The sequence below is a fragment of the Rhodopseudomonas parapalustris genome (assembly GCF_053772255.1).
This window is the reverse complement of record NZ_JAMKBZ010000011.1, coordinates 104,189-126,935: the sequence shown is the minus strand read 5'-3', so window position 1 is coordinate 126,935 and position 22,747 is coordinate 104,189. Positions and strand designations below refer to the sequence as shown.

At 62.1% G+C, this 22,747-nt stretch carries 18 protein-coding genes; 15 read left to right on the top strand and 3 right to left on the bottom strand.

Translation table 11 applies throughout. The features are described from left to right. Positions 1–19: 19 nt before the first annotated feature. Positions 20–784, top strand: a complete 765-nt coding sequence (fhuF, locus tag M9H71_RS12170) for a siderophore-iron reductase FhuF (protein WP_455405262.1) — start codon at positions 20–22, stop codon at positions 782–784. Beyond that, complete coding sequence (locus tag M9H71_RS12165; RefSeq protein WP_455405261.1) at positions 781–2,475, top strand: ABC transporter ATP-binding protein/permease; 1,695 nt, start codon at positions 781–783, stop codon at positions 2,473–2,475. Before fhuF ends, M9H71_RS12165 begins: the two co-directional genes overlap by 4 nt. A 152-nt stretch (positions 2,476–2,627) precedes the next feature. Here the strand turns inward: M9H71_RS12165 and M9H71_RS12160 are convergent, their stop codons facing one another. Both M9H71_RS12160 and M9H71_RS12155 read right to left on the bottom strand, forming a co-directional pair. Further along, the gene (locus M9H71_RS12160) at positions 2,628–3,296 is read right to left on the bottom strand and encodes a tyrosine-type recombinase/integrase (protein WP_455405260.1); all 669 of its coding nucleotides are present in this window, start codon (positions 3,294–3,296) and stop codon (positions 2,628–2,630) included. Between the two features lie 3,101 nt (positions 3,297–6,397). Beyond that, the gene (locus tag M9H71_RS12155) at positions 6,398–6,613 is read right to left on the bottom strand and encodes a hypothetical protein (RefSeq protein ID WP_455405259.1); all 216 of its coding nucleotides are present in this window, start codon (positions 6,611–6,613) and stop codon (positions 6,398–6,400) included. A gap of 282 nt (positions 6,614–6,895) precedes the next feature. Between M9H71_RS12155 and M9H71_RS12150 the strand changes: the two genes are divergently transcribed. The 4 genes from M9H71_RS12150 (at position 6,896) to M9H71_RS12135 (ending at position 10,731) form a co-directional block, all read left to right on the top strand. Next, positions 6,896–7,468 carry an RNA polymerase sigma factor gene (locus M9H71_RS12150; RefSeq protein WP_455405258.1) on the top strand — a complete coding sequence of 191 codons (573 nt, stop codon included), beginning with the start codon at positions 6,896–6,898 and terminating at the stop codon, positions 7,466–7,468. 9 nt (positions 7,469–7,477) lie between these two features. Next, positions 7,478–8,257: a hypothetical protein gene (locus tag M9H71_RS12145; RefSeq protein ID WP_455405257.1), complete on the top strand. Its 780-nt coding sequence runs from the start codon at positions 7,478–7,480 to the stop codon at positions 8,255–8,257. Between the two features lie 483 nt (positions 8,258–8,740). Beyond that, complete coding sequence (locus M9H71_RS12140) at positions 8,741–9,148, top strand: DUF6634 family protein (protein WP_455405256.1); 408 nt, start codon at positions 8,741–8,743, stop codon at positions 9,146–9,148. Then, positions 9,145–10,731, top strand: coding sequence for an AAA family ATPase (locus tag M9H71_RS12135; protein ID WP_455405255.1), 1,587 nt, complete (start codon positions 9,145–9,147; stop codon positions 10,729–10,731). The genes M9H71_RS12140 and M9H71_RS12135 overlap by 4 nt, the downstream gene beginning before the upstream one ends. Positions 10,732–11,312: 581 nt before the next feature. Here the strand turns inward: M9H71_RS12135 and M9H71_RS12130 are convergent. Beyond that, entirely contained in the window at positions 11,313–11,813 is a 501-nt protein-coding gene (locus M9H71_RS12130; RefSeq protein WP_246700966.1) for an RNA polymerase sigma factor, read from the bottom strand. Between the two features lie 284 nt (positions 11,814–12,097). On the opposite strand from M9H71_RS12130, the gene M9H71_RS12125 reads away from it, so the two are divergent. The 9 genes from M9H71_RS12125 (at position 12,098) to M9H71_RS12085 (ending at position 22,653) form a co-directional block, all read left to right on the top strand. Then, a complete protein-coding gene (locus M9H71_RS12125) occupies positions 12,098–13,879 on the top strand; it encodes an IucA/IucC family protein (RefSeq protein WP_455405254.1) in 1,782 nt (593 codons plus the stop codon). Between the two features lie 358 nt (positions 13,880–14,237). After that, positions 14,238–15,596 (top strand): IucA/IucC family protein, encoded by a 1,359-nt coding sequence (locus M9H71_RS12120; RefSeq protein ID WP_455405253.1) that lies wholly within the window; start codon positions 14,238–14,240, stop codon positions 15,594–15,596. Continuing rightward, positions 15,593–16,861 (top strand): AMP-binding protein, encoded by a 1,269-nt coding sequence (locus tag M9H71_RS12115; RefSeq protein ID WP_455405252.1) that lies wholly within the window; start codon positions 15,593–15,595, stop codon positions 16,859–16,861. The genes M9H71_RS12120 and M9H71_RS12115 overlap by 4 nt, the downstream gene beginning before the upstream one ends. Next, positions 16,858–18,168, top strand: a complete 1,311-nt coding sequence (locus M9H71_RS12110) for a DUF6005 family protein (protein ID WP_455405286.1) — start codon at positions 16,858–16,860, stop codon at positions 18,166–18,168. The genes M9H71_RS12115 and M9H71_RS12110 overlap by 4 nt, the downstream gene beginning before the upstream one ends. Continuing rightward, complete coding sequence (locus tag M9H71_RS12105) at positions 18,168–18,914, top strand: sugar phosphate isomerase/epimerase family protein (protein WP_455405251.1); 747 nt, start codon at positions 18,168–18,170, stop codon at positions 18,912–18,914. The genes M9H71_RS12110 and M9H71_RS12105 overlap by 1 nt, the downstream gene beginning before the upstream one ends. A 161-nt stretch (positions 18,915–19,075) precedes the next feature. After that, positions 19,076–19,981, top strand: a complete 906-nt coding sequence (locus tag M9H71_RS12100) for a siderophore ABC transporter substrate-binding protein (RefSeq protein WP_455405250.1) — start codon at positions 19,076–19,078, stop codon at positions 19,979–19,981. After that, entirely contained in the window at positions 19,978–20,955 is a 978-nt protein-coding gene (locus tag M9H71_RS12095) for an ABC transporter permease (protein ID WP_455405249.1), read from the top strand. The genes M9H71_RS12100 and M9H71_RS12095 overlap by 4 nt, the downstream gene beginning before the upstream one ends. Next, on the top strand, positions 20,948–21,898 hold the full coding sequence (locus tag M9H71_RS12090) for an iron chelate uptake ABC transporter family permease subunit (protein ID WP_455405248.1): 951 nt from the start codon (positions 20,948–20,950) through the stop codon (positions 21,896–21,898). The genes M9H71_RS12095 and M9H71_RS12090 overlap by 8 nt, the downstream gene beginning before the upstream one ends. Then, complete coding sequence (locus tag M9H71_RS12085) at positions 21,895–22,653, top strand: iron ABC transporter ATP-binding protein (RefSeq protein WP_455405247.1); 759 nt, start codon at positions 21,895–21,897, stop codon at positions 22,651–22,653. Before M9H71_RS12090 ends, M9H71_RS12085 begins: the two co-directional genes overlap by 4 nt. The last annotated feature ends 94 nt before the right edge of the window (positions 22,654–22,747 follow it).

The window sequence follows — 22,747 nt, the reverse complement described above, 5'->3', positions numbered from 1 at the left end:
GCGCGGGAGGGCATCCCCGGTGATCGTGATCCCTCCCGCCGCCCTCTGCCGCGAGATCGACGATCTCGCGGCCAGCCATGAAGGCACCGCGTCGTTCGCAGGCAGCCTGGTCGGACCGGAGGATCCCCGCCCGGCCTTGCCGGCTGACGCTTTGCTCGTCAGCCCTCACCGATCCCTCATTCACAACCGCTTTGCGAAGCGGTTCGACCAGTTCGACGAACGCGCGACGCATTCGATCTGGATGAAATGGTATCTCAACGTCGTCCTGCCACCGGTTCTTCTGGCCGACGTCTGCCTCGGTCGTTCAGTGGCGATCGGCCTGGACGAAGTCCATTTCGTCATGGCCGAGGACGGACGAGTTGCCGCAGTTCAGATCGGACACGAGAGCTTCCAGACCGGCGAGCAGGATCCGTTCGAACGGCTTCGGTCGCTGGTCTTCGATCATTTGGCGCCTTTGATCGATCTGCTGACAGCTCGCACAAAACTCACGCGCCGCGTCTGTTGGAGCAACGCCGGCAACACCTTTGAGGCGATGCTTCGTCGGATCGAACAGGTTGCCGGCCCGTCACGGCGGCTCGCGGAGGCGCAGGAGATCCTGGCGAGTGCTCGTTGGGCCGGGGGGCTCCCGAATCCACTCGCCGGCGCCGTCCATGACCGAGACGGGGTCCCGACCCGCCGAGTCTGCTGCTTACAATATCGGCTTCCCGACCGCCGTTTCTGTAGCGCCTGCCCCGTTCCTGAAGCGCGGCCACAATTTTCCCATCTGACAGGGCGTCCCGATTGACCTCCCCGCTTTCCCTCCACGCAGGCCTGCGCAGTGCTTTGCATCTTGCGGTGCCGTATTTCCGCTCGGATCAGCGTTGGATTGGTTTGGGTCTCCTTGCGAGCCTGATCGGTGCGCAACTCGTCGCCGTCGGTGCCGCCGTCGCCGAGAACTACTGGCGCAACGCGTTCTTCCAGACGCTCCAGGACAAGAACTGGCCCGGCTTCATCGAACAGTTCTGGGTGTACGCGGTGATCGCCGTGTTCCACATCTGCGGGGCGGTGTATCAGCGCTATCTCGGCCAATGGCTCACCATTCGCTGGCGCGGCTGGATGACCGCGCATTATCTCGACAGATGGCTGCATGGATCAACCCACTACCGCGCCACGATGGCGGCCGGCGCCGTCGATAATCCGGATCAACGGATCGCCGAAGACGTCCGCTCCTATATCAGCCTGACTCTGGAACTCCTGGTGGGGCTGATCGGCGCCATCGCGCGTCTGACCTCGTTCGTCGCAATCTTGTGGGCGCTGTCCAGCAGCATTCCCTTCTCCATCTTCGGCGTGACCATTCCCGGCTATCTGGTCTGGGCGGCGTTGATCTATACGGTGGCTGGCAGCGCCGTCACCCATTGGATCGGCCGCCGCCTGATCGGAATCGATTTTGAGCAGGAGCGGCGCGAGGCCGATTTCCGCTTCGCGCTCGTGCGCCTTCGCGAGAACAGTGAGGCAGTCGCGCTGCTGCACGGCGAAGATTTCGAGAAGCGCGGCCTTGCGATGCGATTTCAGGCCATCGTCGACAACTGGTTTCGGCTGATGAAGCTCCAGCAGTTGATCGGATTGTTCTCCGAATCCTACAAGCGCTACTCGCTGTATTTTCCTTACTTCGTCATGGCGCCGCTGTTCTTCGGCGGAACGATGCAGCTCGGATCGTTCATGCAATCCGGATCTGCGTTCAATGAGGTTCGGAATTCGTTCTCTTACTTCATCAACGCCTATCTGAAGCTCGCCGAGCTCGCTGCCGTGACACACCGGCTATCGCAATTCGCGCAAGTCGTGAAGCAGTCCAAGCCCGCAAATGCAGATGTGACATCTCCCTCTGCCGGCGCCGCGCTGGATGCTTCAGAAATCGTCGTGAAGACGGCAGCCGGCTCTCCCATCATCGCAGTCGACGGCGTTCGGGTCGAATCCGGCACCTCGCTGCTGATCACCGGTCCGTCCGGCACCGGAAAAACCAGCCTTGTTCGAGCGATCGCCGGCATTTGGCCATTTGTCGATGGAAGAGTCTCGACTGCTGCGCGCCGACCGCTCGTGCTGCCTCAGCGCCCCTATCTCCCGCTCGGCACCCTGCGCGCCGCCCTGTCCTATCCGGAAGCCCCTGATCGTTCGGACGCCGCTCGGATGGTCGAGGCGTTGCAGGACGTCGGGCTCGATCATTTTGTTGCACTTCTAGACCACGTCGATCGTTGGGACTTACGTCTATCCGAGGGGGAGAAGCAGCGTTTGGCGATAGCGCGCGCCCTCCTCTACCAACCAGATCTACTAATTCTCGACGAAGCCACCTCAGCTTTGAGCAAACCGTCCGAGATATTACTGCACCAAATATTGAAGATGCGCCTGTCAACGGCGACTATCGTCGCCGTCAGTCATCAAGATGCACTCCGTTCATACTATGATAGCGTCACAGTCCTCAGAACGTCAGAAACAAATTGATTGAATCCTCACAATGCGCTCGCAATGGGCAGGTCCGCTCCTGGCCCAAGCCAGACATTGTCCCCCGCTTTGCGTATCACCCGCTTGCCGTGTGAAACAGACGCGCGGGCCTGGACGGAGTCAGATGGCAGATTCCAGGACCAAACCGCATTTCACGCTTCGGCCGCAGCGTTGACGGCGGGCCGCCAGGCTTCAGGTACAATCCAGCCGTCAAGCCTTCGCTTCAACGATGGCGTCCTCCGGAACAACCTCGACCTCTGTTCCGCAGGGGTAGGGTTCAGGTATCTCATCAGCACTGCAACGGTCTTGTGGCCGCTCTGCCGCATCAGCGTCTTGAGGTCGGCGCCGCGCGCCGACATTCGGGACAGGGCTTCATGCCGGAGATCGTGGATGCGAAGATCCGGGCATTGCGCCGTGATACGGATCTCGTTCCGCCATGCGTTTTCCGCGACCCACGACGAAAATCTGAACACCTTGCTGTCCGCCGGCTCCCGGTCGATTAGTTCCAGCAGGCCGGCGTAGGCGCGGTCGGAGATCGCGACATGGCGCGCGCTGCTGTTTCGAGTCCGGAATGACGAAGAGCCCGGGCTCCTGCCGGATCCACGCGCACTCGATCGACATCGCCTCACCGAGGCGCATCCCGGTATCGAGCAGCAGCGAAAACAGAGCTCTCCATTGCCGACCCGCTGGGCCGACCAGCCCCTCGATTGCCTCACTGATGGCCCTCTCCTCACCCTGGCGCAGCTGTCGTTCACGATGGCCAGAGAGCTGCGGCACGCCGCGCCGGCGCTTCCGGAGCGAGGCGATCGAATTGGAGACATCGACGGACTTCTCGTGGATCAACCACTCGTAGACGGCCGAGACCGTGTTCAGGTTGTTCCGGATCGTGGACGCCGACTTCCCGATCGTCTCGCGCGCGTCGCGGAAGTCCGCAAATCGGAAACGGACAAATCCCGGATGCGCTTCTGCGCGAACGCCTCGCGCGCCAACATCTGCAGCATTGCAGCTTCCTGAGACGCCCCCTTCTTCTCAGGCGTCACCTTGATGCGGTAGTCGTCGAGCGCCTCCACTAAGCGCTTTTGCGGCCATCCGAGCGCCCGCGGGCTTTCGGTTCAAGCCGGGGACCGCAGCAATTGCCGAGCTTCATCGCAGCCTGGGTCGCCTGCAGCCGGAGCCTGGCGTCGTCCTTCTTCGCGAAAGTCTGGCTGATGGATTTCGAAGCCACCGGTGCCTGAAAGGTGTCCGGCAGGCGCGCCGGCGCGGTCCTTTTGTACCGCGCTTGAAAACCGGCGTGCCCGCAAGGGTACCGTGGGTTCGAATCCCACCCCTTCCGCCATAAACCGTTGATTGTATTTTGCAAAATCTGTTGACGGGCGAACGCACGTTTTACAACCGTACGGCGAAAGTGGGTTTCGACCTGCAACAATGCTGCAACAATTTTTCTGTTGCTGAGGGCCCCCCCGGCTCGGACTTTGCCGGAGCCGAGTAGCCGCTTCGGAATCGGAGCCTACCGGCCCGGTAGCGACTTAGTGAACATCCAGCGATCGCACCATGCCACCGTCACGGACTCGCCGAGTTGTGAATCGGGATGAGCAACGGAGCGCTGGTTATCCCGACCTTGTCGCCTTCCACTCCTTGAGGACTTCGGGAAGCGGCGGCCGCCTCGGTCAGGGTTTCGACCGGCCTCGTCGCGACCGCCATCGAACTTAAGGCGGGCAGTTAACGGGGCTCGACGCCGTCCACCATCCGCGGCGCGACCACCCCCTCCCCTCAGGCAATGCTAGAGCGCCCTCACCCTGGTCAGCGCCGGAGGAGTTCATGCTTTGCTCGACCGGCACCTCTTCGCAGATCCCCGAACAAAATGCTGATACACGGCGCGGGATTGGAGACGGCCTCGAACGACACCGGTAATCCCGACATTCCTTGCGGGATATTCGGCTACACCAGCCAACCTCCGTCGAGACAACGCTCTTGGAATAAGAAGCTTCAGACGTAGGGCTGCACCCGCGACGCCTGCCCCCACCGACGGCCCTCTCACCGGATGTTCGAGCACATCTATCCAGCGACAAAACGGAAACGGCTTCGCTGGATGTTTTCCTTGTCCCCGGTACTGATCGGACGGGACGGACAGACGACACCGCTAGCACGTTCTCTGGCGAAGTCGCTCCGAGAGCACGGCTCCTTAACCTCGGGGCACCCAAAGCGTCCCCATCACCGGCAAACCGGCAATCCGTGCAAGGCAACTCGCATCCGCGCCGACAGTCCTCTGCGGGACGCACAGCCTAACGTCGATATCAACGAATAAATCACTTCCCGCTGACCGCACGTAGCAGACAACTCCAAAATAGTTGCGCATTTCTGATTCAAAGTCCGCGACAGACGATTCAACTCTCGAACTTTTCGTTGCAGAACTCCATGAAAGCGATTCGGATCTCGAGTTTTCTGTTTCAAACTTCGAAAACGGCGTTGCGTCATCAAACGATGCGAGATCCAAATAACTAATTACGCGCCCCTCCGCATCGCCAATCCGCAACGATCGTCGTTCTCACGAGGGGCAGTCTTTGACTGGCTTGGACCGAGCGACGTCATATCAATTGCCTTGAACGTCTTAGCGCTCGCCCGCAACCGAATAACAGTTGCGGAAAGCCGATTCAGTACTCGAGATTTCCGTTTCCATCTTGATGAAAGGCGATTCACACTTCTATAATTGTGATTCAAGAATCTTAACTAGCGTTGCAAACCTCAACGTCGTTTCGTTGACCGGTGCCACGCTCGACAGGTTTCCGCCTTCCCCCCTCAGAACATTGATAGCGCTCAGGAAGCGGCGCCGTGTTCATTAAAGTTCAACCGGCCTCTGCGGTCGGAGCCGCCATGACGCTAACCGTGAGCTATTCGCGCTGCTTGATGCCACCTCTTGGAGCCGACAGACAAATTGCGACCTTCACCGACGTCGTGGAGTATAAGAGCCCGTCGAGCGCTCGCTCACGACGTCCAAGACACCGTCATTTCCACCACTTATTCCGATGGCTTGAAAGTCGACCTTGCCTGGACAACGCCGACATACCTCGCGCTTCGTCCCACCGGGACAATCGCGGACGGAACTGCACCGGCCCTACCTCTCAATCCAATAGTATGCGAAGGACGTCGACAAGAGTTACTCACAAAGCGTTTTCTGTTGTCCGCAACGCAACAACACTTGCGATAATCCGATTCAGATCTCCAAATTTACGTTTCACTCTTCACGAAAGGCGATTCGAACTTCGACAATTCCGATTCACACGTCTCAGTTAGCGTTGCAACACTCAACGCCGTTGACCGATCGTTATATTTAAAGGGCTTCGAAGGACCATACGGATGGAAGACCGGCATAGCGGTCGCGCCGATCGCCTCACTCCCATCAACTTGCGTCGTCGACAATCTGGAAGACGTTTCGAGTGCGTAGCTTACGGTTGCGGGCAACGCGGATGCAGTTGCGCATTTTTGATTCCAAGCCCTGCATTTCTGATTCGGCTCTCGATATTTTCGATTCAAAGACCGGCGTAGTTAGACGGCAACAACACTTGGAAGATCCGCGCGCGAGGTGCCTTACGGAAGGTTGCCTCCGCTTCTCCCATGCTCGCCATCCTGTGAGCAGCGAACGTCGCCGCTCCATATGGCGCTATCGCTTTCAAACAGTGATCATCTTCGGTGGAAACGGATCACGTCACCGGCGAGATTTGTCGCTTGCAACGCCCTGCGTCAGACTGGAAAGGCTGGAAGTGCGTCTCGCGAAGGGGGCATGATCACCGGCACCGTCAATCGTGAGGAGTTGAGATGATGAAATCGACCAAAATCGCGCCGCATCAATCAGGCAGACTACCAGCGTGCATACCGCGAGCAGCAGAAGACGCTTCGGAAACCGTCCCGGGACGATGTCGCGCGTCTAGCGCTTTACTTCATGATCCGGGAAGGGCTCGAAGATGGCCAGGAGCGCAACCTCGCCGATTGGTGCGAAACTATGACGAACGGCTTGGTGGAGCAGGGTTTCGATCGGGATGCGACGATGCATCGGCTCCATCAGCTCATCGATCGCTACGCCGATGGCTGGGACTTCCAGCTCAAACCACACTTGACGCCGTACACCGTCGGCCAACTTCAATCAGCTCGTATTCTCCCCATTACTTCGACTAACGCCGTTGACGTCTGAATCGCTCCCTTCGTGTGCTGTATAGGCAATGCAGCACCGTTCTTCGTCACGCTTTTCACGTGGCTCCAGTCGGTGCGCCGTTGATAACTCATAGCAGTCGGTCGAGCTCTCCCGCCGGCCACAAAGACTGTTGACCAGAACTGGCGGATAGAACTTCAGTCCACAAATAGGAAAAAGATCCTTGACATCCATGAGGATCCTGCCAGGTTGCCCTCGTCACGAGAGGAGCAATCGATGTCCGACAAGCCTGCCGACGCCCTGACGAACCGCATCATCGCGCTGAGACCGGCCCTGCTGCGGCACGCTACGTTTCTGATCGGAGCGCGGACTGACATCGGATCGCCGGAGGACCTTGTGCAGGATACGCTGCTCATTGCCTTTCAGCACGCTCACCGCTTCGAAGAGGGAAGACTCTCGGGTTGGCTGACTGCGATCCTGCACAATTGCATTCGCAATGCCCGGCGGCGAGCCAACCGTCGCGATCTGGTGCTCTCGCCTCTCGACGCAACCAGCAGCGACGACGCCGAGATGATCGACTTTCCCGTCGATGCCTCCCAGGAGGCGACACTCGAGCTTGATGACGTGATGGCTGCGCTGCGAGCTCTGTCTGCGACGGATCAGGAAGTCATTTGGCTGGTGCGGGTCGAGGGGCTCCCGCAGGCGGAAGTCGCAGCCCGGCTCGGCGTGCAGACTGGCACGGTGCACTCGCGGCTTTGGCGTGCGACAACGAATCTTCGCGCGGCGTATGGCGAAGCCACGCCGGCAGCGACGATGCGCCAAAACGTTCTTCGTCGTCATGCCGCGTGAGCATGCGTGATGGGGCTGCGAATTTACCTTCTTGCCGGTTTCAATGGCGGCTCTGGCCGCGGCTTGACGGCGGCGCTGCTGGCTAACGGGCTCTATCTTCAGGGTCGCCGAACGATGCTCGTGCGGCAGACATATGCAGGCTCCGTCGCGGCGATCGATCCGGTCGGGGCAACGCTGCCGGCGCACTGCACGTCGTTGATGCTACAGCCCCCGTTTGAACTCACCGCCGGCGTTTCTATCAAGCTCGCGACAGCGATCAATCAAGCCGACGCGCGGTTCTTAATTGCTCTCAAACATCTTGCGATTGCGGAGGTGGGCGCAGATGGAGACGTCGTCGTCGATCTGTGCTGTCACGACCGTGCCTGCAATCGGGCGACCATGCGCGGCGCGGCAGTGATCATCGTTCCAGTTCGAACGTCGGTGCTCGAGATCGACTGGGCGTTTCGCAGTTTCAGTCATTTTCGGGACAAGCAGCGTAAAAGAAGGACTCCAGTCCCGACGTTGCTGGCGGCCATTGCGCCGGACAGGGAGCGAGATCACCAAAGGGCGTTGCTGGAGGCCATGCTGCGCGAGAGCGATCCCAACCGCGAGGCGGCGCCAAGCGAGCCGGTGGACCTCATTGTGGAGGTGCCGTTTCTTGACAGCTCTTGTCTGACTGCGCTGCTATTTGAACATGCCATCTGGCGGGATCCGCAACTCATGGAACGCTGCCGCGCTTTTGCAGCGGCAGTGGCGGTTCACGCCGATGCGTACGTGACAAGGATGAAGGGAGATGCGGATGACCTCTGACCGTCGCGCCGCCTCCCTCGGTCACCGTCGGCCTGCCACGGGAACAGCGGTGGGGCATTGCTGCGTGGGCCTGAGCCGATGCCCTCGTGTGCAGCGAGGACAAGGTTGCATTGGTCCATTCCAGCTCCGCAACCCGGGACGCCGAGCTGAAATCGCCCACGCCACGGCTGAACCTGCTTCACCTTCCAATAGACTGGAAACGTGTCGCCCGTCGCGACACAGGTCGGCCATAGAGGGAGAGCCGACTCTGCCGCGCGGCGAACGGCGCATGACCGGCTCAGGGATACGTTCGCCCAGCGACCATCATCATTCAGCTCGACCACGGCGAGCCCCGGCCGGTCTCCCATCGAGTCGCCAAGTGCTGCCTCATCAATAAGGTCTCGAGCGGATCACCGGCGGTAGACAGGCCGATTTACGGTGCCCCTCTGCCTGCGCGCAACAGCGCCCTGCCCCACTTTTCCTCAAGTTGAACGAGCCCCCAAAATGCTCACCCGCAGCTTCCCATTTCTTGACCCCAGCACGATTACCGCCGAGCTCGCTGAGCGGCTGACTTTACTGGCCCAGGATTCCGCATTGTTCGAGCACGACACGTCGTTCGTGGAAGGCAGGCTGCGGACGGCGCCAACGTTGGATCTCTATGTCCCCGTGCTGACGCCACTAGGCCTCCGTCTCGTCGGCCAGGTGGCCAACCACCCGCCGCTGGGATCGCGCAGGATCATCACCTCGCAGCTTTGGTGGGCCGACCCGGAAGCCCGCTGGGTCCGCACCGTGTCGAGATTCTACTGCCTTGGTCGGCCCGCCGATCCCGATGGTCGCGCCCCAATCACGACCTCACCCCTCTCCACATTCGACGACAGCGACCTGGATGGCTGGCCAGGAAACTACAATTGATCGGCGACGACGATGAGAGTGACGTTCCATCGCTTTACGATACCGTCAAGCTCGACGCGATCGTGGACGGCGCTGCGGCAGACTCTGCTGATAGCGACCATAGCGGCATGCAGGGACTGCCACGACTGCTGCGCTATGCAATGCTGGCGAAGGAGGACGTCGACGATGCCCTCGCGAACCGTCTGATCGCTGAGATCGATGAGCTTTCGCCAAACCTGTCCCAGACCACCGCCTGGGCGACCGCGCGGACTTCCGAGACCGGCTTTGCCCTTGCGGCCGAACTCGATCGTCTGGCGGTGGTCCATGACTTGCCGGCATTGCGGAGCCTAAGCGACTGTGTCCGGCTTTTGACCCTGCCCCTGCCATTCGACCCTCAGAGCTTTGGGGCGTACCGGCGCGTGGCGCGGGCCATGATCGTTGCCTTCCGCCAGATCGAGGCAAGCCTCGACGACGAGCGCTGCTGCGAGCTCGAGCGAATTGTCTTCGGTTTCGCCGCATTGCCGGCGGCAATCGGCGCAAACGACACGGCCCGCGCATGGCCGGCGATTTCCAGCGCTGCGCATCTGGGCGAACAATCGGCACGTTGCCGGATTCGCCGAGCCGTCGCCAGAACAGCCCAAAGCGTCCGGAACCAAATTGAACGGCATACTGACGCGGCCAGACTGAAGGACGCCCTATCGGCTGATGCCCAGGCTTCAGACCCGCCCTTCAGCGAACACATCCCGCCCAACCACGTCATCGTGGCACGGCTCGACGAGGACCAGCTCAAGAGACTGAAATCCGCCGAGCCGTTCAAGCACGCGCTCAACAATGCCCTGCCGCTAGTCGAGACGCCGGCGCTCAACCACGTCCGCAGAACTTTGGCAAGCGAGTTTCCCTATGCGGTCGACGTCGTGGACTTCGTGCTCACGGACTTGATCGGCCGTCCGACCGTACGGCTGCGCCCCTTATTGCTGGTCGGAGAGCCCGGAGGCGGGAAGACACGTTTCGCTCGCAGATTGGGCGAAGAACTCGGAGTCGCAATCTGGCGCACCGATGCGTCTCAATGCGACGGCAACACTTTCGCCGGCACGGAACGTCGATGGAATTCAGCCGAGCCCTGCCATCCGCTGCTCGCCATTGCCCGCGGACGGATTGCGAATCCCATCATGATCATCGACGAGATCGAGAAAGCCGGCACACGCACCGATAATGGTCGGCTCTGGGACTGCCTGCTCGGCATCTTGGAGCCCGAAACGAGCTCGCGATATCCCGATCCGGCCCTGCAAACTCCCCTCGACCTGCGTTACGTGAGCTACGTCGCCACTGCCAACACCCTTAATCCATTACCCTCAGCGCTGCTCGACCGCTTCCGGATCATCGCATTTCCGAAGCCCACCCTAAACGATTTCGATGCCATCGTGCCCGGATTGATAGACGCCATCGCCGAAGATCGCGGCGTCGACAGACGCTGGATTGCTCCTCTTGACGTCCAGGAGCGCGCTGCAATTGTTTCTGTGTGGAAGGGCGGATCAGTGCGCCGCCTACGTCGGGTTCTTGAGTCTATCCTTCAGTCCCGCGATCGCATCGCGCCGAGACATTGACGGACTGAACATGTTTATCACAGATGCGCTTGACGTTCGGAATACGAGCTAAGACTCTTCATATTGATACTGATGTCCGCATCTGACCCATATCGGACCACATTGCGTCCGATTGCAGTATTCGGCGGTTGATCATGCCTATACCTCCGTGGAGGCCAGTGGTCAGGCAGCGTCACTGCCTCACCTCATTTTTTTCCCGCGCATTGATCATCGCTTTGGCGTCGCCGCATTCAGCTCCGTCATTGGTTGCACGGGTCGAATCTCCGCTCCGGGCGCTGGTAACAAATTGAATCCGCACATCGCTTAGGAAGGTTGAACACCTAGAATCGCCCGATACCCCCCACTAACAAGTATGACATACTTAACAAATGATCATGCTTCGTGGAAAGACAGCTTGGCTTGAGCGGATGCTGGATTTTTGGTCACTTGAGAAGCGAGCGCACCACAGCGCTATCGGGTCAGTTGCGGAGCCGATTATCACCGCTGGTCCGTTCAACACCGCCTGCCATCGACGACGAGTGGCCACCGACGCCATCCCGAGATCGCGATCGCTCGCGAGCCGAACCCGCTCGAGACGATAATTAAATGGTCTCGCGACGCTGACGCCAAGTCCGGCAGAATTCGAGCGCGGAGATCATCTCCTTCTCGACGGTCGAGACCGAGATGTTCAGGCTGCGCGCGATCTGCGGATAGGTCATGCCGTCGACCTTGCTCAGCAAAAAGATCCGCTGGGTGCGCACCGGCAGCGTCTGCAGCGCGCGCAGCAGCGCGTCGAGATCCAGACGGCTTGCCACCGCGTCTTCTGGGTCTACCACGCCGGTCTGCAACTGCTCCGACGACACATTGCTGGCATAAGAGGCGCGGACGCGTTCTGCCCGGATCGTGTCGCAAGCGAGATTGCGCGCGGTCGTGACGACGAGACCGACGTCCCGTTCGGTTACCTTGCGATTCATCAGCTTGATGAACGTCTCGTGGACGACGTCTTCCGCCGTATGCGCATTGCCGGTGATGCGACGCACCATCCGTTTGAGCTGGCCCTGCTCCGCTCCAAATATACTGAGCAGTTCTGTCGCAGACGACATGAGATCCCCATCGTAGCGCATCAGCCCCGACCGAACGCCAAGCGTCCGAAGTAACCGCCGAGACCATCGCCACAAATTCGACGCGGAACGAGGCTCGGGGACATTACCGCCGGTCATTCTTCTAACCGCATTCCTCGCGGATCTGTCAACGCCGCCCGGTCTTTGCAATCGATGATTGGTTGAATTCTAAACAATGCACCCGGCCACGATTACGGGATTGGGCGCTGTCGACCGTTGAACCCATACGGCCCAGCAAGTCGGGCTGCTTTGCGGAAGACATATCGATGCCCGAATCCATGCGCGAGATCGCCGAACGCGCTACGTTCCAGAGCTTTGCCAATTGCTACCGGCGCGAAATCGACCCCGGAATGCCTTCTCAGGAACGGCCGGAGTGCGGGGATCGGCGAAGCTACGTCGAATGGTCCTGTCCGATGTCGGCTGCGACATTACGCGCCGAAATCGAACGGGAGTCGCTGTGCGGTCCGCTCCGCTTCGGGCGCGTCTTCATTTGCCGAGCACCGGAGAACGCCTGGCACGAGATCGCACCGCTGCGTGCTCTCTATCTGATGGTGCAGGAATGCTATTCCGGAGTCCGCGCCGCACGGGCGAAAACGCTGCGCAATGAGGAGGTAGAGCTGCTCGGCCGCGTACTCGCGAGCTATCAGTGCATTGCCGAAAGCCTGCAGCGGTCATCCGGGGAGGCAGGCCGAACCTTCCTCGACGGGGAACAGAGCCTGATATTCGGGCATTGGCTGCACCCGACGCCGAAGAGTCGGCAAGGCATGACCGATTGGCAGAAGCCTGCTTATGCACCGGAGCATCACGGCCGATTTCCACTCACATACTTCGCCGTCGACGCAGCGTTGTTACGTCACGGTGGCACCGAAGAAATTTCCGTCTCTGACATTCTCGAGACACTTCTCCCGGTGGCCGACCGCCCGACGTTGCGTCCGGGCGAAACCCTTCTTCCCCTCCATCCGCTGCAGGCAGAAGCCGTGATGCTCGATCCCGACATCGCGGACCTCGCAAGGCAAGGCCGGCTTCGCCGCCTCGGTTCGTTCGGGGCGAAGTTCTCATCGACGTCCTCGGTCCGCACGCTGTACAGCCCGGATATTCCGTGGATGCTGAAATTCTCCCTGCCGGTGCGGATCACCAACTCCTTGCGGATCAATCGGATCCCCGAGCTCAAGGCCGGGGTCGCAATGTCGCGGTTGTTCGCGCGCACTGATTTCTTGGCGCGCCATCCTCGCTTCCGCCTGATCCGCGATCCAGCCTACCTGACGCTCGCCCTCCCCGGCCGTACCGAGAGCAGATTCGAAGTCATCTTCCGCGAGAATCCATTCACTACGGGCAACGAGAGCAAGGGCATCACGATCGCGGCCCTTACGGCCGATCCTCCGCCTTGCGCGCGCTCACGGCTCGACCTGTTGGTGCGCGAACATGCTGCGCAGCAAGGCGTGCCAGTGGCGAGCGCGGCCCGGCAATGGTTCTCGGCCTATCTCGATTGCGCGCTGGACCCGATCGTCAAGCTCTATGACGAACTGGGCGTGGCCTTGGAAGCGCATCAGCAGAACGTTCTGCTCGACGTCTCGGCCGGGCTGCCGACCGCGTCCTATTATCGGGACAATCAGGGCTTCTACCTGTCGAATGCCCATCGCGATCGGCTGGTCACGCTGGTGCCGGACACCGCCGAGATCGGCGGCTTATATTTCGACGATCGCGTGATACAGGAGCGCTTTGCCTATTACCTGATCGTCAATCAGATCTGCTCGGTGATCGCCCGCATGGGGCAGGATCGACTGATCGACGAGGAAGCGTTGCTAATCATGTTGCGCGATCGCCTCAACGACTTGGCGCAAGAACTCGGCGGCGTCGGACGCGACTTCGCCATCGGCATTGTCGAGCGCCCGACCGTTGCCGCGAAGGCCAATCTGCTGACACGGATGTTCGACATCGACGAGCTGGAGGCCGAGGACGGCCGCGCGATCTATGTGCAGTTGGCAAATCCGCTGTTCGGCAATCGCCGTCCTGCGCGACGGGGAGAAGCTCGTGTCGCTTCCCGGTGACATCCCTGCCCGACCGGAGGAGCGGATCGTGCGCCAGCTTATTGCAGCGGCCTTGTACGAAAACCTGTTCGGTCCTTTGGCGGCGGCGGCCGCCCCGGCGCGGCCCTTCGAGTGGCGCAATGGCGGGCAAGCTTGGCGAGCACGCGGCCGCCTCGGCGCGTTCGGCCGACCTCGGCTCCAGCCGGGAACGGTCGAGTGCCGAACCGGCAGCGCGTGGCGTCCGGCTTCGATCGGCGATGCGGTTGCGGCCCTTCCCGGTGGCTCGCGCGAGCGAGCGAGGCTTGCTCAGGAACTCGGTCAGACCGAAGCACTGGTGCGTTGGAATCGGCTACATGCTCCGCGTCACGACCGGCGACTGATGTCGTTCTCCGCACTCGACGCCGCGATCGACGAAGGGCACCCCTACCATCCCTGCTTCAAGTCGCGCACCGGTTTCGATAAGCACGACCACCGTTGTTACGGCCCCGAAGCCGGTGGCTCGTTCCAGTTGGTCTGGCTCGCGGTCGCCGGGGATCTCATCCATCTATCATTGCCAGACGCCGAAGAGACGTTCTGGCAGCAAGAACTCGGCGCCCCGGGACTAGCAGAGATCGAAGCGCGCGCTGTCGCCCTCGGCCTCGAACACGGACGTTTCGGCCTGATGCCGATCCATCCATGGCAATGGCATGATCTATCGGCCGATCGGCTGCGTCCCCTGCTCGAGTCCGGCCGAATTCACTATCTCGGAGTCGCCGGTGACGCATATCGCGCCAGCCAATCCATTCGGACGCTCAGTAACGCTCAGAGCCCATGCCGGAGCAGCGTCAAGCTGTCGCTCGGCATCGTCAACACTTCGACTCGCCGCAACATCGAGGCGCATTCGGTCGCGACCGCCCCACTTCTGTCGCGTTGGCTCGACGCAGTTCTCGACGGCGACCCGCTATTCAAAACCCGCTATCGGCTCGACATCGTCCGCGAATTTGCCGGCGCGATCGTCGATCGGGATGGTCCACTCGGGGGAGACGTCGCGGCGATCTGGCGGGAGAGCGTCGAGAGTAAGCTTGCGGACGGCGAGCGCGCAGTACCGTTCAATGCGCTGATGGCGATCGAAGCAGATGGCCTGCCCTTCATCGATCCGTGGCTGCAGCGCTACGGCATCAAGCCATGGCTCGAACGATTGATCGACGTCGCAGTGCTGCCGGTGTGGCGGCTGCTCGTCGTCCATGGCATCGCCACCGAAGCGCACGGCCAAAACATGGTGCTGGTGCACCGCGACGGCTGGCCCGAACGCCTGATCCTGCGCGACTTCCACGACAGCCTGGAGTTCGTTCCGGACTTCCTCGCCGATCCCAATCTGGCGCCGGATTTTCCAGCGCTCGATCCTCATTATCGTCGCGCGCTGCCGAACCAGTACTATTGGATGGAACGGCCGGAGGACCTGCGCGATTTGTTCGTCGACTGCCTGTTCGTGTTCAATCTGTCCGAGATCTCGCATCTGGTGGAGAGCTTCTACGGCCTCAGCGAGGGGGCTTTCTGGCATCGGGTGTCGTTGCGTCTGGCCGCCGACATCGCCGAACACGGCCTCGGTGAACGCGTCGCCCGTCTCGGCTTCGGCACACCTGAGATCGCGATCGAAAGCCTGCTCGCCCGAAAGCTCGGCCTGCCGGGCGACGCTCTCCAACACAAAGTCCCAAATCCACTTGCGGCCGTCGCGCCGATCGCACGGGAGTACGCATGATTCAGGTCGGCGACAAATTCTACGATCAGGCCCTGCTGCAGGCGATAGGCGCCCGCGCCGCTGAGGCAGTCCGCCTCAATGATCGGTCCAAGCTGAGCTTTGCAGTCTGCCTGTCCGATCCGGCAGAATTCCTTGCGCTGCTGCTCGCCATCCGCGATGCCGGCGCCAGCGTGCTGCCGATCCATCCGTCGACGCCGCGTGCTGCAGCGCGACGGCTGGCAATCGACCTCGGCTGCCACCGGCTGGTGACCGATGGGCTCGCCATCGAGGATCTCGGCGGCGAAGGTCCCGGTCCCGGCGGGCTGATGCAGACCACATCCGGCACCACTGGCGAACCGAAGCGGGTCGCCCGCAGTTGGGCTGAGATCGATCGCGAGATCGATAGCTATGTGACGACTTTCACCGCCCCACAGGACATGACGCCGCTGATCGCATGTCCGGTCACGCATTCCTACGGACTGATCTGCGGCGTTCTGGTCGGGCTCCGCCGCGGCCAGATTCCCCACATTCTCGGCACGGCCAATCCAAAATATCTCATCGCTCGCCTGCGCCAGACCAACCGGCCGCTGCTGTATTCATCGCCCGCCATGCTCCACACCATCGCCCGCCTGCTGCCCGCAGGCGAGACGATCCATGCCGCGATGACGTCCGGCACCCTGCTGCCCGACCAATGGCTGATGACGATCCGGGCCCGGACGACGCATCTGTTTCAGCAATATGGCTGCTCGGAAGCCGGATGCGTCGCGATCAATCCGAACCTGGCCGCATCAGGCGACATGGGAGTGCCGCTCCCCCATCTCCGTGTCGAGGCCGGAGATGCTCGTCAGCCGCGGGAGATCGTGGTCCACGTCGGCGAACGCGCAATCCGGACGGCCGATCTCGGCTACACCAAGGACGATGGCACATTGGTGTTCGTCGGTCGCCTCGACGACACCATCAACGTCTCTGGCCTCAACGTCTATCCAAAGGAGGTCGAGGACGTGGTGATGGCGATGCCGGGTGTGACCGACGCGGTCGTATTCCGACGCCTGGATTCCCTCGCGGGCGAGCGGGTCGCTGTGGCATTCAGCGCCGAACACAGCATTGCGCCGGCGGAGCTGCGCGACTGGTGTATCAAGAACTTGGCTCCCCATCAGGTCCCCATGGAGACGGTGCGCCTGCCCCGGCTGCCACGGCAGGCGAACGGCAAGATCAACCGGCGAGAGATCGCCGCCCTGCATGCCGAAGGACGCCTCGCGTTTTTGGCAGAGGAGACCGCCGCGTGACTCGCGAGCAGATTACGGCCGCGATCCGCCAAGTGCTTGCCGAGCGGTTGAACAACCGGAATCTCGACGGCTTTTGCCCACAATCGCGGCTGAATGCCGACCTCTATCTCGACTCGGTATTGATGCTGGACCTGCTTTTGCATCTGGAGCTCGATCACGGCATCCCCGTCCCCGAAGCGGCCGTCGCAGCGACGGCGATCGAGACAGTGAGCGATCTGGTGGAGTTGTTAGCCGGTTCCTCCCCGGCTACCTCGAGCGCCAGTGATACCGCAGTCGCGGACTCTCCCGACGTCCATGCAGACGTCTATCCGGACATCAAAGTGCATTGCGTCGTGTCGTGTCTCTGCGACGCTGTGAAGGCCGCCGGCCTCGATCACCGCCCGATGTATTTCGGTCTTTGGGACGCCGACTTCGCCGTCTCGGACAAGCTTCAACTGCGCTATCACACCGATCAGATCAGCCACGGCTTCTTATGCCAATGGTTCGAGCAACTCTACGGCGTGCATGTCACCGAATGGTACGACCACTCGACACCCAAACAGGCCAATCTCGACAGGCTGATGGCTTTGGTCGCCGCCCGACAGCCGACCGAAAGCGTGATGGTGATGTTGGACATGTTCCATCTGCCGGAGCGGGAGAACAAGTTCAACCAGAACCCATTTCCGCACTATCTGATGGTCGAAGCAACGGAGGATCCGGAGATCTGGCAGATTCGCGATCCCGACTTCCGCTGGGAGGGACCGATCGCAAAAGACCGTATCCTCAACGCCGTCGCTCAGCCGAGCGTCGCCGGCGGTTACGTATTCGATCGCCGCTCGATACGGCTGCCAACCGCCGCCGACATCGGCGACTATTTTTTGGCGTGCTTCATATCCGACGACAATCCGCTGATCCGCCGCATCCGCGAAGTCGTCGATGCCCATCTCGGCTGCCGCGACGGCCTGCGCCTTCAGGCGCTCGGCGATGCGGTCCGTGAGCTTCCCGTGCTGTCGATCCGGAAATGGGCTTACGAGCACGGCTTCGCCTTCTTCTGGCGCGAACTGGAGTTGCCGAACGACGCATTCCTGACGTGGTGCGACCGGATCGAAGAGCTCGCGCTCGGCCTCCCGGCGTTGCATCTGAAGATCCTGCGGTTGGCCCAGACCGAGGATCGCGCCTGCGCCGCCGACATCAATCAGGCGCTAGACCACCTGGATGCTCTGGAGACCGCGATCAAGGCCAAGCTGCACGAGGTCTTCATAGCCTGGTGCGCCCTAAAAGGTCTGACCCAGGCGATGCCCCGTGAACGCCGGGTCGGTGCGCGGTGATGAAACTCTCGGTCTGCACCATCACGTTCCGCCATCACCTGCTCTGCTTCAGCGAGATCGTGGAGTGGGCACAACGCAACGGCTTCGACGGCGTCGAACTGTGGGGCGCTCACGCGCGCGGCTTGATGCGGACGCACCCGGAATACGGTGCAGACTGGATTCGCAGTTACGGTCTGTGGGTGACCATGTTGAGCGATTACCTGCCGACAGACGGCGACTTTGCTGACATTCGCCACCGGACCATTCAGCTCTGCCGGATCGCACAGCATTGGTCGGCGCGAAAGATCCGCACCTTCGCCGGTAACAGGCCGAGTGCCGCACTTTCGCGCGACGAACGCAGAGCCCTGGCCAGCCGGATCGGCGAGATTGCCGGCATCGCCCAAGATCACGGCATCCGCCTGTTGGTCGAAACACACCCGAACACGCTGGCCGACAGCGTCGAGGCGACGCTGTGCCTGTTGGCCGATGCGGATCACCCAAGCCTCGGTATCAATTTCGATGCTTTGCACGTCTGGGAAGCAGGCGATGATCCGGTCCTGGCGCGCCGGACGCTCGCCGAGTTCATCGGGCACTATCATCTCAAGAACGTTCGATCGCGCGCCGAGCTCGGTGTGTTCGCCCCTGAGAACGTCTATTCCGCGGCCGGTTGCCGTGACGGCATGGTGCCATTGTTCGACGGCGCGATGGACTACGATAGCTTCCTTTCGGCCTTGGCGGGCGAGACCGATGCGGAAGCGTCGCTCTAATGGTTCGGTCACGATTGCTTCGAAACCCTGGCCCGGGATCGGCTAGCCATACTCGCCCGCTCGATATCGACGAGAGGCCGCCGCGGCTCGGCGGCCACGCAGCAGGCGCGGCGGGCAGTGTCGCGTGCCGCCGGCCACGTCGCCTCCTCCAAGGGACCCTCATGTATTTGATCCGTATGATCGCGATGCTCGCCGCGCTTGCTCTGCCTGCGCCGGCCTCCGCGGAAACCATCGAGATCCAGACCGCCCAAGGTATGGTCAGGGTGCAGGCCAAACCGTCTCGCGTCGCCGTCTTCGACATGGCAGCGCTCGACACGCTCGACCTGCTCGGCGTCAAAGCCGCCGGCGTACCGGATCGGGTATTCCTGCCCGAACTGAAATCAGCCGCTGCCGGCGGCGAGGTCGTCGGCACGCTGTTTGAACCTAATCTCGAAGCCCTTAGCGCGCTCGATCCGGATCTGATCATTCTCGGAGGTCGTTCATCGCCCAAGGCGAAGTTCACTTCGCGTATCGCGCCCACGATCGACATGACGATCGACGGACAGGAACTGGTCCGGGATGCAGAAGCCCGGCTTCAGGCCTACGGCCGGCTGTTCGGCCGCGAGCAGACCGCCGAGCAAGAAAAGCAGAAGTTCAACGCGGCAATCGTCGCGGCACGCGATGCGGCCAAGGGTAAAGGACGCGCGCTGATCGTGATGACCAACGGGCCGAAAATCTCCGCCTTTGGCCTCGGTTCGCGGTTCGGCTGGATTCACAGCACGCTTCAGATCGAGCCGGCGGTAACCACTATGGCCCCCTCGATCCACGGCGAAGCGGTCTCCTTCGAGTTCGTCCGCAAGGCCGATCCGGACTGGCTGATCGTGGTCGACCGCGCGATGGCGATCGGGGCCGGCGACAATCAAGCGCGAGCCACGCTCGACAACGAGCTGGTGCGTGACACCAAGGCCTGGAAGAGCGGCCGCGTGATCTATCTTCCCTCCGCCGATCTGTACATCGCCGGCGGTGGCATCCAGGCGATGACCCGCGTTCTGGCGGCTCTCACCCGCGGCTTCTCGGAGCCGCGATGATCGCAGTCGAGCGAGCCGCTTCGCGCTCCGCCGGGACGACCGCGCTGCTGGCGCTGGTCGCCCTGTTCGCCGTCAGCATCTTCGTCGGCGTCGGCGACGTCGCGCCGCGCGACGTGTTGACCAATCCCGATACGCTTTATCTCGTCGCCGCGAGCCGGCTGCCGCGCACGCTGGCCGCCGTTCTGACCGGTGCCGGCCTCGCGATTGCCGGCCTGGTGATGCAGACGCTGGCACGCAACCGGTTCGTCGAGCCGACCACGGCGGGGACCGGCCAGAGCGCCGCGCTCGGCATCCTGTTGGCGGCGCTGTTGCTCCCTTCGGCCTCGATCGCCACCAAGACACTGGTCGCGAGCCTGACCGCCCTCGCCGGCACATCGCTGTTCCTGGCGATCGCCCATCGGCTGCCGCCGACGCAGCCGTTTCTGGTGCCGCTGTTCGGGCTGGTCTACGGCGGCGTGGTCGGCGCCGCCGTTACCTTCGTCGCCTGGCACACCGATCTGCTGCAGTTCATCGAGATCTGGACCAACGGCGAGTTCTCCGGCGTGCTGCGCGGTCGCTACGAACTCCTCTGGGTCTCGGCCGCTGTCCTCGCCGTAACCTGGGCGTTCGCCGACCGCCTCACTTTGATGTCGCTCGGACGCGACGTCAGTGTCGGGCTGGGGCTGGACTATGCCCGCATGATGCAAATCGGGCTTTTGATCATCTCGATCGTCACCGCGCTGACCGTGGTGATCGTCGGGATGATCCCGTTCGTGGGTCTCGTGGTCCCCAACATGGTCTCGCGGCTGATCGGCGACAATATGCGATCGCTGATCCCCTGGGTCGCGGGGAGCGGCGCCGCGCTGGTGCTCGCCTGCGACATCATCGGCCGGCTGCTGCACTTCCCCTACGAGGTCCCCGTCGGCACCGTGCTGGGCGTCGTCGGCGCAGCGTCATTCCTGTGGCTTCTATTGCGCCGTCCGTCCCATGCGTGACAGATCGACGATCGTCCTGGCCTCGCTCGGCGTGGTCGCGCTCGCTTGCATCGCAGCCTACATGGCGGTCGGGCTGCGTGGAAACGTCTGGTTCGCGCTCGAACTGCGCGCCGTCCGCCTGGCTGCGCTGATCGTAGTTGCGGTCTCGATCGCAGTCTCGACGGTGGTGTTTCAGACGGTGACGACCAACCGGATCCTGACGCCGTCGATCATGGGACTCGACGCGCTCTACGTGTTCAGCCAGTCGCTGCTGGTATTCGCCGTCGGCGGGCTTGGCTTCGCGGTGCTTGACCCGCGGCTCAAGTTCGCCGGCGAGGCCACCGTGATGGTGATCCTCGCGGCGCTGCTGTTTCTGCCGCTGCTGAAGGCCCGCATGGACCTGATCCTGATGCTGCTCACCGGCGTCACCGTCGGCGTGCTGTTCCGCAGCCTGTCGTCGCTGCTCGCCCGGCTGATCGATCCCAACGACTTCGTGGTGCTGCAGGGCGCCAGCTACGCCAATTTCAGCAAGATCCACGGCGAGCTTCTGATCGCCGCCTGCGCGCTGACGCTGGTCGGCATCGCCATCGTCTGGCGGATGCGCCACGTCCTCGACGTATTGGCGCTCGGCCGCGATGTCTCGACCGGCCTTGGCCTGGAATGGCCGCGCGTCGTTGCGGGCATGATTATGCTGGTCGCGGCGCTGGTCGCGGTCTCGACCGCGCTCGTCGGGCCGGTGGCGTTCTTCGGCCTGCTGGTCGTCGCCCTCGGCGAACGGCTGATCGATACGCGGCGCCACGCGATCCTGCTTCCGGCCGCGGCGCTGGTCGCCGTGATCGTGCTGGTCGGCGGCCAAACCATCCTCCAGCATGTTCTCGGCGGCGCCTCAACACTTGGCGTCGTCATCGAGTTCGTCGGCGGTCTGGTGTTCCTCGTAATGCTTCTGCACGGAGTCCGGCGATGATCGTCGTGAACAACGTCTCGCTCGCCCATCAGGGCGCGCCGATCCTCAAAGACATCAATCTGGAAATCCCGGTGACCGGCGTCACCGCGTTGATCGGGCCGAACGGAGCCGGCAAATCGAGCCTGTTATCGCTGATCGCCCGGCTTCAGCCATTGCAGCAAGGCACCATCGCGGTTGACGGCTTGACCGTCGGCGCGACGCCGAGCCGCATACTCGCCCGCACGCTCGCGATCCTGCGGCAGGATCCGGCGATTGCCAGCCGGCTGCGCGTGCGTGAGCTGGTCGCCTTCGGCCGGTTCCCGCACAATGGCGGCCGCATCACCGACGAAGATCGGGCACTGACCCAGGCCGCGCTCGAACGCTTCGATCTGACGTCATTCGCCGACCGCTTCATCGACACGCTGTCCGGCGGACAGCGCCAACTCGTGCTGGTGGCGATGACGTTCTGTCAGGGCACGCGATGGTTGCTGCTGGATGAGCCGCTCAACAATCTCGACATGTTTTATGCCCGCGAGCTGATGCGCGCCCTCCGCGAAATCGCCGACAGCGAACGACGGGCCATCGTGATCGTTTTGCACGATATCAATCAGGCGGTGACTTACGCCGATTACATCGTCGCCCTGAAGCACGGCGCGGTGGTCGCGAGCGGCCCTCCGGCGCTGATCGCAAACACAACCAGCTTGCAGCGGATCTTCGGCTATGAGATGCCGGTCGAAAGCTATCATGGCAAGCCGATCGTTCTGAACCACTTATGAAGTCTTGATGCATTGAAACACGGCATCCTACGATCCCACGCGAGAATGCGGCGACGGCCGCGCGCCGGAGACGCGCGACCTCGATCATGCCCCC